The organism is Pseudomonas sp. S2_F03 (assembly GCF_054668335.1).
This window is the reverse complement of the sequence record NZ_CP162759.1, coordinates 4,707,042-4,719,546: the sequence shown is the minus strand read 5'-3', so window position 1 is coordinate 4,719,546 and position 12,505 is coordinate 4,707,042. Positions and strand designations below refer to the sequence as shown.

Sequence of the window (12,505 nt, the reverse complement as noted above, 5' to 3'; positions counted from 1 at the left end):
TTCGTGCCAGCTGTCAGGCTTTAGCGCTGAACAACAGGCTGCTTGCATCATTCAAACTATTGGCCAGCTTCAGGACTTCTTCGTTGGGGATCTGGCGAACCACCTCACCCGAACTCACTGGCAATGACTTTCACAACTACTTGCCCGGAAGGCTCATCAATCGAGAATTCCAGGTTACGCTTGACCGACTGAACGAACTTTTCAATTTCCTGGACAGCCATCTTCAGCTTGTCCTGTTCAGCCTGGGCGGTCTGGCGCGCGCCCTTGACGTCGACCACTTTCGCGGGCTCCGCTCGAGGCTTTTCCGCAGGCTTATCGGCAACGGTCGTCGCCTGCTTGGCCGCCGGATAAGACAAGTTCAGCTTCACGCTCATATCCATGTCCATCACCTCTAAAAGTGAAAAAGCGAGAGGGCGCCAACAGCGCGCACCCCTCGCCAAAACTCAATCAGCTATTACTGAAGCAGTTTCAGTACAGCGGACGGCAGTTGGTTGGCCTGAGCCAGAATTGCGGTGGAAGCTTGTTGCAGAGTTTGTTGCTTGGTCAGCTGTGCAGTTTCAGCAGCGAAGTCGGTGTCTTGTACACGACCACGAGCAGCTTCAGCGTTTTCGTTGATGTTCTGCAGGTTGGAGATGGTGCTGGTCAGACGGTTTTGTGCAGCACCCAGGTCAGCACGGCTGGCGTTGATGGTTGCCAGAGCAGCGTCGATCTTGGTCACAGCAGCGGTGAACGAAGCCTGAGCAGTAGCCGAGCTGTTACCAGTGATCTGCAGGGCAGCCGAGTTAACGGACAGAGTTGTTGCGTCGAAGCCGCTGGCCAGAGTCAGAGTGATCTGGTTAGCAGTACCGCTGTTGGAACCAACCTGGAAGGTCATGGTGCCGGCGGTGCCGTCGATCAGGTTTTTGCCGTTCAGGTTGGTCGACTGGGCGATACGAGTCACTTCGTCCGACAGAGCCATGAACTCTTTGTTCAGAGCGGTGCGGTCAGCAGTACCGTTCGAGTCGTTTCGTGCCTGAACAGCCAGTTCACGCATACGCTGCAGAATGTTGGTCGATTCCTGCATCGCGCCTTCAGCGGTCTGAGCGATCGAGATACCGTCGTTGGCGTTTTTGATCGCCATGTTCTGACCGCGGATTTGCGAGGTCATACGGGTAGCGATCTGCAGGCCGGCGGCGTCGTCTTTAGCGCTGTTGATTTTCAGGCCGGAAGACAGGCGGGACATCGAAGTCGACAGGGCATCGGAAGCGCGGTTCAGGTTTTTCTGAACGTTCAACGACGTGGTGTTGGTGTTTACAGTTAAAGCCATGACGAATTCCTCGTTGGTTGGGTACTGCGGCTTCCGGCCCTGGCAACCGCCGGGTATGGCCTAGAGAACCTTCGTAATAGTTATCGTCGCCAATGCAACTTGCTTTAGGGGATTTTCAAAAATATTTGCCATCACGTTGCCACCCCCCACAAATCAAGGGGTTGGCAACGATTTGATTGCGAAAAAATGACGTCAGGGAAACGTCGGCGACAGATTGGCGAGCGTTCGCCGGCACCGAAAGAAGAGAAAATTGCTTAAATGGACAGGCTTTCGGTCAACAACTCGACCAGTTCGTATTCCAGATAATCGGCCAGCGCGAGCCAGTTCTGCGCTTCCTGACACGCAAACAGCTGGCCGAGCAGAGATACCCACTGCTGCTGCGCTTGCTGCGACGCCGAATCGAATGCTCGGTGGACCGCACCGACCAGGTCGGTCATCGCCAGCCCGGCTTCGACATCTCGCCCAAGTCGGAACAAGGTGGCGCAGTGTTGCGCGTCGGCAATAAAGGATTCACGAACACTCATGACGCAAACTCCGGATGAAACGTGGTCCCGACGATCATCGCCCCTGCCCGGCTGCTGTTATAGAAGCGCACCTGCGGATGGCCGGCAATAAACCGCTCCAGCTCACACAAGTAGCTGCGGAAATTGAGCTGCGTCTTGATCCGCTGACCGTGACCATCCAGCACCCAGTGCTTGGCCGCGCCCAATTGCGGCCCCAGATCGCCATCGCTCCAGCCGGCGTGGGTCTTGTCGCCGGGGAAGGCGAAATCGGCGCCAAACAGCGTGATCTGCGCCGCTCCCATTTTCACCGCCAGGTCTGCCGCCGGATGAATCACGCTGCCACCGACATACAACTCGCCCTTGGGCAATTGTTCGCGCAACGATTGGTAGATCGGGCTGGAGGAGTAAGCGGCATACCGCGCCCCCTGCCAGGCTTGAAGTACCAACGGGTCCAGCATGGGCATGTACACCAGGCGAATGCCGGCCGAGTCTTCAGAAGGCAGATGGCGAGCCGAGATGCGTTGATCGATGCTGACCACTATATCCGGGTGAATCCCGTGTTTAAGCAAGGGTCGGTAAGCGGTATCGACGCAAATGAACAACGGCCGTCCTTCCTGCCCGCGAATCGCACGCAACGTATCGAAGTGCTGCTCCAGGCTTGGGCCGGTGGCAATCACAAAGACCTCCCGCCCCGCTTGCGAGCCAAACAGTTCAGCCACGTCGGCATCGGCGGTCGCGAGCGGCAAACAGGCCTGCAAGCGTTCGATGATCTCAGGCGACTGCGGGTTGAACTCACGATTATTGAACGTCAGATGAGTTTCGCTGATCAACCGGTCGCGGATCTTGGCATTGAAGTCATCCGCCAGCACCAGCTCGGACGGCAAGGCAAAAAACGGCAGTTGGATTTCCGCCAGGTCGCCGGCATACAACAGCTCGACGCGAGGGTCGCTGAGCCATTGATGTTGTTCGAGCAACTGCAACACCAGCGCAAACACCGCGCCATTGAGAATGTGCACATACAATCGCTGCAGACTGGCGCGCTCAAGCAACTCGACCTGCAGATCGCCAAGCCCGGTGCCGTAGACATGCAGCACCGCACTGTCGACGGGCAAGCTATCGGCCTGGACCCTGGCCTCGCGAGTGCGATCGTGGCGGCTGGTCAATTGAATGCCGTTGATGCTCAACGTCGAACCCAGGCCTTCCACCAGATCAGCCTGCAACAGGCTCGTGTCTTCAACCAGCAAACGCACAGCCAGTGCCGGCCAACGCTGCTGGATGACGTCGACGTTGCGCTCAAAGAACTCGCTCATGCAGCCTCGCTTTTCGTTCGGGCAAAAAAATAGCGCTCAAGATTACACCTTGAGCGCTATTTTTGTGTCTGGCTTTCTATGACTGAAGCGCCGCCGTCACGGGCGATAAAGAATCGCCGAACCCCATGACAATCCAACACCGAAACCACTCAGTGCGACACGCTTCCAACTGGAATCCAGTACATGTTTTTCCAGCAGCAACGGAATGCTCGACGACACGGTATTGCCGGTCTCGACCATGTCCTTGATGAACTTCTCCGGCTCGCCTTCGAAGCGGCGTGCCACGGCGTCGACAATCGCCGCACTGCCCTGGTGAATGCAGAAGGCATCGATGTCGTCGGCGGTCAGTTGCGAATCGGTCAGCAGCTCATGCAAATGCGCCGGAACTTTGAGCAACGCAAAGTTGAACACCTGACGACCGTTCATGAAGAACACGCCATCGGTCACTTTCAAGTGCGGTGCACCGGCACCGTCGGTGCCGAACTTGGCCTTGCCCAACTGCCAGGGGGCGTTTTCACCCATCCAGGTCGCGGTGGCGGCATCACCGAACAGCATGGTGGTGTTACGGTCTTCCGGGTCGACGATCTTGGAGTACGGATCGGCGGTGATCAGCAAGCCATTCTTTAGGCCCGCAGCTTCCATGAAGCCCTTGATCGCGTAGATGCCATAGACGTAGCCGGAGCAGCCCAGGGAAATATCGAACGCTGCCACAGTCGTTGGCAGGCCCAATTTGTCCTGAACGATGGCCGCCGTGTGTGGCAAGCCTTCTTCGTCACCGTTCTGGGTGACCACGATCAGCGCGTCGATCGCTTCACGTTTCAAATCAGGGTTATTGGCGAACAGCGCGTTGGCAGCTTCGACGCACAGGTCCGAAGTCTCTTGCCCGTCGCCTTTGCGCGGCAAGAAAGCCGAACCGATTTTGCCGAGGATGAACTCTTCATCCTTCTCGAATTTTGCACCTTGTGCGTAATTGTCTATGCCGGCTACAGGAACGTAGCTCGCAATGCTCTTTATGCCAATCATTACGGCTTCCCAATAATAAACAGCCCAATACCACCGCTCGTAATGATTCGAGGGGCGCCGACAAGCAGAGAAATACGTCGCCCCGAAAAGGCGACGGCGGGAAGAATAAAAGGCTGTCACTGGGCCAAAAAGCAGGCCAGGCGCCACCTTCCCGATTAATACAATACAGTGAAGATGCGCGTTATGACTCGCAGGTCACGCTAATTTGCCGAATCAACCCGATAAGCTGTTATTCGACCAGCGACCAATCCAGCGGGGTTCCACGCGTGATGGCGTGGCGGGCGCGGCGGCCCAGAAGGGTTTCAGCGTGTTTGGGGGCCAGCCCCAGGCCAGGACGGATGGCTCGCAGGTTGGCTGTGGTGAATGGCTCGCCGGCGGCCATGTCCTGGGTGACATACAGCGATCGGCGGTACACCAGCGATTTGCGCTCGGCGTCAGTCACGCCGTAATGCACCTGCCCCATCGCCTGCCAGGCGCGTTCCGTTTCGATCACCAGGCTTTCGAGTTCGGCCGGTTCCAGCGAGAAACTCGCGTCTACACCACCGGCCGCGCGGTCGAGGGTGAAATGTTTCTCCACCACTGTCGCCCCCAGCGCCACCGCTGCCACGGACACCCCGACACCCATGGAGTGATCGGACAAACCGACCTGGCAACCGAACAATTCGCGCAGATGAGGAATCGTGCGCACGTTGCTGTTGGCCGGGGTCGCCGGATACGTGCTGGTGCACTTGAGCAGAATCAGGTCCTTGCAACCGGCCTCGCGGGCGGCACGCACGGTTTCATCGAGCTCGGCGATGCTGGCCATGCCGGTGGAGATGATCAATGGCTTGCCAGTGGCGGCGACCCGGCGAATCAGCGGCAGGTCAGTGTTTTCAAAACTGGCGATTTTGTACGCTGGCACATCGAGGCTTTCAAGGAAGTCGACGGCGGTGTCATCAAACGGCGTGGAGAAGGCCAGCATCCCAAGCTCTTTGGCCCGGGCGAAAATCGGCGCATGCCATTCCCACGGCGTATGCGCCTTCTCGTACAACGCATACAACGAAGAACCGGCCCACAGGCTGTTTGGATCCTTGATGAAGAACTCGCCTTCAGATAAATCCAGGGTCATGGTTTCAGCGGTGTAGGTTTGCAGTTTCAAGGCATGGGCGCCGGCCTTGGCCGCCGCTTCGACGATGCGTAAGGCCATGTCCAGCGACTGGTTATGGTTACCACTCATCTCGGCGATGATGAAGGGTGGCGCATCCGCACCGATCAAGCGGTTGCCGATCTTGAAACTAGTCATTGCAGTGATCCTTCAATACGCGCGTAAACGCGCAGGCACTCTGGGTAAAACCGGCTTCGCGAAAGACTTTCAGCGACGGCTGATTGGTCGGCACTACCTGGGCGGTAATCACCTGCAATTGCGGCCAGTGGGCTTTCACAAACGTTTCGCCCCGCGCCAGCAGCGCCCTGCCCCAGCCCAGCCCGAAACGGCCTTCAAACAGATAAATCGAGACTTCGGCTTCAACGCCGCGCCGGTCATATCGCAGCACACCCACCGGGCCGTCATCCGCCTCGGCGATCAACAACAAGCGCTGGGCGTTGCTCAAGCTGGCGGTCAGCCAGTTTTGATGCGATTGCCAGTCGATGACCCCGGTCTCCAGCGACCAGCGTCGCACGGCCTCGGCATTGCGCCCCTCGAACAGCAACCGGGCATCGGCCGGTGTCGCCGGGCGCATCTGCAAAACAGCACCGGCCAATGCGGCAGCCACGCGTTGCGCGCCCCGGCCATCGACCAGTTGCCGGGAATGTTGCGCGAGACTCTGGCGCAGCCCCTGATTGCCAGCGACAAAGCCAATGGCCTGACGCAACTGTTCAACGCTGACCTGCTCGCGAGGCCCCAGATAGACATGGGCGCCCGCCGTCGCCATCACCTCGCCGTTGGCCTGCTGATTATTCGACACGGCAATGCAAATCGTCGGCAGTCCCAGGGCCGCCCGCTCCCAACTGGTGCCGCCACCGGCTCCGATAAACAGGTCCGCTTCGGTCATCAACCGATAGAAGTCGCTGACGAAACTGTGCAATCGCCAGTTCGGACGCTTGGCCGCCAGCGCCTGCATTGGCTCCCAGGCCGGGTTATCGGCACCGGCAACAAAATCGACTTCCAAGTCATGGAAATCCGTCAGCGCCAACATCGCATGGTGAGTCTGCAGGGCGGCATCGAAACCACCGAAGTTCACCAGCACGCGTTTGGCCTGCGGTTTGATCTCGATGGCCGGGCAGCTGAATTCTTCGCGCAGCATCGCAAACCGTGGGCCGAGCAAGACCTGGCAACCGGGCGATAGCAGCGAGGCGTAAGCCTCAGGTGTACCGGACAGGTTTTGATTGAGCAGCAGATCGACATCGTAGGTGCGCGTCGCGAGATCATCCACGGCCGCAATCCGGGGCGCCCAGCGCCGTGCTGCGCGCTGCCAGTGATGGTCGAGGCCATAGTGATCGACGACGATCCAGTCGAATACCGGCTGGTTTTCCAGCGCCTGCGCCAACGCGTCGATGTCGGCCTGCCACGGCAGCATGGACTCGATGGCTTGCTGCGGGTCTTCATCGGGATAGCGATCGGGCAGCGCAAAGGTTTCGAAGCCTTCGCCAGCCAGCATGTCCAACCGATGTCCCGGCAGCCGCCGGCACGCAAACACCACGTACACCCCCTGCTTGCGCAAGGTTCTGGCCAGTGGCAACAAACGGGCGATATGCCCGCTGCCAATAGTCGGCGAGGCGTCGGAACGAATCAGCACTCTCATTGCAATTCACCGCCGGCTTTCAACGCGGCGTACAAATATTCGGCGCGTTTCCAGTCTTCAGGGGTGTCGATGTCCTGCACCAGATAGCGTGGCAGAATCACCGGCAGGCTTTGTGGCGAGTACAAGGTGTCGCCCCGCAACCATGCCTCGCGGCGGCCCCAGTAAAACTGGCCGGCGTCCTGATAGGCCGGCGGCAAGTCCTGGGAACGCGTATTGCGAAACTGCGGGTACAACGCGGTCACGGCCCCCTGATCATCAATAGTCAGGGCACGCTGTACAGGGAAACCGAAATCGCACACCGAAAACGCGAAAGACTTGGCCGGGTGCTGCTGCAGAAGCGCCAGCCCTTGTTGCAAAAACCGGGCCTGCAGCAGCGGCGCAGTGGCGTAGATGCAACAGGCAAAATCAAAATCCAGCCCCTGTAACGCTTGCAAGGCATGAGCAATCACCGCCGCCGTGCCGGTGTAGTCATCAGCCAGTTCTACGGGCCGCATGAATGGCACCTGAGCGCCGCACGCCAGGGCCAGCTCGGCAATCTCCTCGTCGTCAGTGCTGACCACGACTTGAGTGAACAAACCGGAATCGAGCGCTGTTTGAATCGAGCGGGCAATCATCGGAACGCCATCGAACGGCTTGAGGTTCTTGCGCGGGATACGCTTGCTGCCGCCTCGGGCCGGGATGATCGCGACGCTGTTCAAGGACGTTTTTCCAGAAGAAACCAAGTGATGTCATCCACCGGGAATTGCGGGTCGCGATGATAGCCAAAACCGTAGTCCAGCAATTGCAGGTCGCTGTAACGATCAAGCATTTCACCGGCGAAATCGCGTTTGAACAGCTTGCCGCTGTTGCCGCGATAAGACACCTCCACCGGTGCCGGGTTGTAGTACTCGGCGATCAGGATGTAACGCTCGCTCAGTTCATACAACTGTGCATAGGCGGCGGGCAGCAGCTCGGGCGCCAAGTGAATCAGCACGCCCTTGCTCAAGGTCAGGTCATAGCGGCGTGTCCGGGGGAAGTCGAACAGCGATCCATGCCAGATCTGCGCAATGTCCAACGCCTGGGCCTGGGTGCAGGCGCTGGCATTGATCTCCACACCAAACAGCTCGCACCGGGGCAACAGTTGACGCAGCGCCTGCAAATTGTTGCCGGCATTGGTGCCCAGCTCCACCAGGCTGTCGATCCGCCCGGCCCGGGTCAGTGCCTTGGCAAACAGCGCCAGGTTAGCCGCCACCAGCGGCTGCCCGACGTTGCGGTCAACGTACTGGTGACCAAAATCGCCCTGCCAGAATTTTTCCTGCTCGGTCAGTCCACGCATCACACATTCTCATCAGCCGCTTTCGCAGTGTTTACTCAGTCATTCGTCGCAATTGCTCGACCACATAATCTTGTTCTGCATCCGTCAGGTCGGGATACAACGGCAAGCTGATGGCCTCGGAAAAATACCGTTCAGCCTGCGGAAAATCGCCGTCCTTGAAACCTTGTCCGCGGTAGTACGGCTGCAAATGCACCGGAATGTAATGCAGGTTCACGCCCACACCGGCAGCCCTCAACGTTTCAAAAACCTGTGCCTGGTTGAGCTTGAACCGAGGCAGCTGCAACCTGACCACATACAGGTGCCAAGCCGACTCGGCACCTGGCTGAGCCACCGGCAATGTCACTGCAACATCGGCCAGCAGTGTTTCATAGCGCGCGGCCAATTGACGACGCTTGGCGACAAACGCGTCCAGGCGCGCCATTTGCGACAACCCCAGCGCGGCGTGCAGATCGGTCATGCGGTAATTGAAGCCCAGCTCCAGTTGCTGGTAGTACCACAACCCCGTCGCAGGCACATTCATCTGTGCCGGATCACCGGTAATGCCATGGCTGCGCAGGCGCCGTAACCGCTCGGCGAATTCCGGGCGATTGGTCAGCACCATGCCACCTTCGGCACTGGTAATGATCTTGACCGGATGAAAACTGAAAATCGTCATGGCCGCGTATTGACCACAACCGACTGGCCGCCCCAGATACGAAGCACCCACGGCATGCGAGGCGTCTTCGATCAGCGTAAAACCGTAACGCTCGGACAGTTGCGCGATGGCGCGCATGTCGCAACTCTGCCCGGCGAACGCGACCGCGACCACCACTTTAGGCAGTTTACCTGTGGCTTCGGCGATCTCTAGTTTCTCCGCCAGCAACCGCGCATCCATGTTCAGGGTGTGCGGGTCGATGTCGACGAAATCGACATCAGCGCCACAGTAACGACCACAGTTAGCCGACGCGACAAAGGTGTTGGGACTGGTCCAGAGTGCGTCACCCGGCCCTAGCCCGGCAGTCAGACAAGCAATGTGCAGCGCCGCCGTGGCGTTGCACACCGCGACGGCGTATTCAGCCTGACAGTGTGAGGCCAGGGCTTTTTCGAAGCGCTCGATCGTCGGGCCTTGTGTCAGCCAGGGCGACTTGAGCACTTCCATGACTGCATCGATATCGGTCTGATCAATGTTTTGCCGGCCGTATGGAATCCGGTAGGGCATCATGGCCGTGACTCAACACAAGGCCCAGCCAGCGAGCACGCATGAGCGTCCTTGAACATCATTTTGCCGTTGCACATGTGATGAGTCCTTTTGCTATTCAGACAGCTCAAGCCAGCAACTGAGCCCAATTCACACCGGACGCTGCGCCGAGGGTAAAGCCCTTGCCGGTCAAGGCCAGGTTCTGGTTGTACGCCACATCCTGAGTGAAGCGTGCGCGCCACTTGTCTTGCAGGGCGGCAGCCGTTTGCGGTGCATCCGGCAACAGGCCCGGGTGCAGCATCTGGGCTTGAGGGCACCAGACAATCAGGTAACCGGCGTCTGCGGCTTTCAGGCACAGGTCGATGTCGGCAAACGCTTCATCGAAATGTTCTTCGTCCAGCCCACCGACGGCTTCATACAGATCCTTGCGAATCATCATGCAAGCCCCGGACACGGCCGAGTAGTTCTGCTCGACCTGGTGGCCGTTCATGTAGCCCTTGGCGTCTTTGCGCTCACCGACAAACACCGAACCGACCACACCATTAAAGCCCAGCACCAGACCGCCTTGCGTGGTGACGCCACGGAAATCCATCAGTTTGGCGCCTACGATCCCGACTTCCGGACGCTGGGCCTGGTTCAGCAAACTGTCGAGCCAGTTGGAGTTGACCACTTCAACCTGGGCCGACATCAACACCACATACTTGCCCTTGGCTTCAGCGACCGCGAAGTTGTGCAGCGCCGAGGCGCTCAGACGTTCACCGGTGCGCAATATGCGCAAGCGATCACTCTTGCCGTCCAGGCTGGACAGCCAGGCTGCCAGTTCTTCGGACTGACTGTGATTGTCGGCGATCAGAATTTCGTGCTGCTGGTAACGGGTACGTTGCAGCACGCTGACCACGGCGCGTTGCAGCGTCTCCAAATTGTCCTGGCTGTGCAGGATGATCGAGACCTTTGGCCGCTCGCTGTGCTGGTAATCGATCTGCCAGGTCTGCGCCAGCTCGGAGCTGACTTGACCGCGGTAGCCGCGGGCCGTCAGGTGTCGGGTCAGGGTTTGACGCTCGTGAGGGTTTTCCTCTGCGGACGGTGCATTGCAGATCAACAGCGGCTCAGCCAGATGCGCCAGGCCACCGAGCCCGCCGTCTTCGATCAGGCGCAACAGCAGGTCGAACTCCAGCGCCGACATGTATTCAGCCGAGTAGCCACCGGCGCCCACCAACACGTCACGCTGGATCAACCAGTGCCGGGCCATCATCGACGGCACGGTTTGCAGCAGATCAAGATTGACGCCCGGACGGAACACATCCACCAGGGAACCATTGTCCTGGCGCTGGATTTCGTCCATCGCCACCGCACGAACGCCTTCGGCACCCATCAGTTCGAGGCTGGCGCGCAGCAGGCCACTGGCGGTGAACTGATCACCAGCCTCGGCCAGCACCAGCCAGTCGGCGGTGGACTGGTTAACGCTCTGGTTGAGGCGTTCGACGTAGTTGTTGGCCGTGACTTTGACGAAGTGCACAGTGTCACGCGACGTGGTGGTCGCCGGCAAATCGCCGGTGGTGAACACCACGACTTTGAACGCCTTGCAGTGACCTCCGGCCAGACTGTCGAAGGTGGCCTGCAACTTGACCATGTTCGCATCGAGATCCAAAAGCATGATGCCGAACTGCGGGCCACCATTGCGTTTGCGCAGCTGCGCCGCAATCACTTTGAGCTGTTTGGCATCCGGGTTGCGAGCCTCCAGCCAGTTCAGCAGACGCCCGGACGGCATGTTTTCGAACAACGATTGTTCGTCCTGTGCCGGCACCGACGCCAGACGGTCTGCCCAGGCTTGCAGCTTGAGGCCTTCTTCCGCTTCTTCTGTGCCCTTGAGCGACTCGACCAGACGCGAAACCACCGTGCGGTTGAACGCATAGAGGCTCAAGGCCTCCCACAAACGACTGCGCAAAGTGCGCTCGTTGTCGTTGGGATGAACGCGCATCAACTCATGCTGTTTGAGCAAAATGCCTTCCAGTTCCTGCAACTGATAATTGGCGGCAGGCATGGTGTGCAGAAGGAATTCGAACTCAGTCAGCAGATCGAAAACCGGCTGGTTATAGAACGGCATCTCGACAAATTGCAGTTGACCAAACAGACGCTCCGGCTCTTCGCCGGCTTTATGCCAGGCCGAATTGAAAATGGCCGTTCCCTTGAGCGAGCGGGTGTTACTCAGGCAGTCAGCCATGGTGGCGAAACTGTCCAGCGCAACCTGCTTGCCCTCGGCCAGAGTCTTGTGGCTCATACCGGTCGGTAGCGACGCCAGAAACTCGGCAAAGCGCTCGCGGTCGGCAACGGTTTTGGCGTCCTTGAACGTCAACACCGTCAGTACGTTGGTGTTGTGCTCCGTGGCACCGTAAGTGATTTCCCGCACAGCGAACGGAATCGGCAGGATCCGCGCCTTGGCACGCGCGAGCATGTAATAGGCATGCCCGATTTCCTGCCACTCGAAGCTGGTGCCCGGCAGTAACGTGTTGTGCCAGTCCTGCAGCAACTCGGTACGGCTGACCGCGTAGAACGGCGGCAGGAAGTGCCCCATGAATTGCATCAGGCGCTCTTCGGCGTTATCCGAGCAGTAATCTTCCGGCCCCTTGCGGTCACGGCGGAAATAATCCACTTGCGTGGCGCGCGCCAGGTACATGATCCCGTAGCCGTGGCACATGCCGTAGTCGGCGTTGTCTTCCAGAAACTCCAGGGACTCGGTCACCGCGTCGTGAATCAGGAAATCATCGTCGGCCGACAGCACCATGTACGGTGTAGTGACCTGATTGACGCCAAAGGCGAGTTTTTCCTGCAACCCGGTATAGGTGAATTGCGGCAGATGCCGGTAATCAACCATAGGGTAATCACGGGCGATGTTCTCGTCGATTTTCAGCGAAGAGTCCAGCACCAGGATCTGGCAGGGATAGCTGCTGTAATACTGCAAGGTGCGCCGCAGGTAGGCGTTGCGGTTGTGGGAGATCACCACCACCGTCAATCGTTCATTCAGCGGTGCCACATCATTTCGAGCAGTGTTTTGAACGCGCATATTTCTATCCCCACAACCGGCCAGACGCCG

The 12,505-nt window shown here is 58.8% G+C and carries 10 protein-coding genes and 1 pseudogene; all 11 read right to left on the bottom strand.

Annotation, left to right across the window (positions count from 1 at the left end):
* Positions 1–13: 13 nt before the first annotated feature.
* Positions 14–380: pseudogene (locus tag AB4N76_RS22025) on the bottom strand (flagellar protein FlaG).
* Between the two features lie 74 nt (positions 381–454).
* The gene (locus tag AB4N76_RS22020) at positions 455–1,306 is read right to left on the bottom strand and encodes a flagellin domain-containing protein (RefSeq protein WP_046032819.1); all 852 of its coding nucleotides are present in this window, start codon (positions 1,304–1,306) and stop codon (positions 455–457) included.
* Positions 1,307–1,560: 254 nt separating this feature from the next.
* A complete protein-coding gene (locus tag AB4N76_RS22015) occupies positions 1,561–1,830 on the bottom strand; it encodes a hypothetical protein (protein ID WP_046032818.1) in 270 nt (89 codons plus the stop codon).
* Positions 1,827–3,119: a motility associated factor glycosyltransferase family protein gene (locus AB4N76_RS22010; protein WP_046032817.1), complete on the bottom strand. Its 1,293-nt coding sequence runs from the start codon at positions 3,117–3,119 to the stop codon at positions 1,827–1,829. Before AB4N76_RS22010 ends, AB4N76_RS22015 begins: the two co-directional genes overlap by 4 nt.
* Before the next feature lie 96 nt (positions 3,120–3,215).
* Complete coding sequence (locus AB4N76_RS22005; RefSeq protein ID WP_046032816.1) at positions 3,216–4,142, bottom strand: ketoacyl-ACP synthase III; 927 nt, start codon at positions 4,140–4,142, stop codon at positions 3,216–3,218.
* Between the two features lie 229 nt (positions 4,143–4,371).
* Positions 4,372–5,424: a pseudaminic acid synthase gene (gene pseI, locus AB4N76_RS22000; RefSeq protein ID WP_046032815.1), complete on the bottom strand. Its 1,053-nt coding sequence runs from the start codon at positions 5,422–5,424 to the stop codon at positions 4,372–4,374.
* Positions 5,417–6,922, bottom strand: coding sequence for a UDP-2,4-diacetamido-2,4,6-trideoxy-beta-L-altropyranose hydrolase (pseG, locus tag AB4N76_RS21995; RefSeq protein ID WP_046032814.1), 1,506 nt, complete (start codon positions 6,920–6,922; stop codon positions 5,417–5,419). Before pseG ends, pseI begins: the two co-directional genes overlap by 8 nt.
* Positions 6,919–7,620: a pseudaminic acid cytidylyltransferase gene (pseF, locus tag AB4N76_RS21990; RefSeq protein ID WP_046032813.1), complete on the bottom strand. Its 702-nt coding sequence runs from the start codon at positions 7,618–7,620 to the stop codon at positions 6,919–6,921. Before pseF ends, pseG begins: the two co-directional genes overlap by 4 nt.
* Positions 7,617–8,237, bottom strand: a complete 621-nt coding sequence (locus AB4N76_RS21985) for a pseudaminic acid biosynthesis-associated methylase (protein WP_460163517.1) — start codon at positions 8,235–8,237, stop codon at positions 7,617–7,619. The genes pseF and AB4N76_RS21985 overlap by 4 nt, the downstream gene beginning before the upstream one ends.
* 31 nt (positions 8,238–8,268) lie before the next feature.
* Positions 8,269–9,438, bottom strand: coding sequence for a UDP-4-amino-4,6-dideoxy-N-acetyl-beta-L-altrosamine transaminase (pseC, locus tag AB4N76_RS21980; RefSeq protein WP_046032811.1), 1,170 nt, complete (start codon positions 9,436–9,438; stop codon positions 8,269–8,271).
* Between the two features lie 103 nt (positions 9,439–9,541).
* Positions 9,542–12,475, bottom strand: coding sequence for a TIGR00180 family glycosyltransferase (locus tag AB4N76_RS21975; RefSeq protein ID WP_460163516.1), 2,934 nt, complete (start codon positions 12,473–12,475; stop codon positions 9,542–9,544).
* Positions 12,476–12,505: the final 30 nt, after the last annotated feature.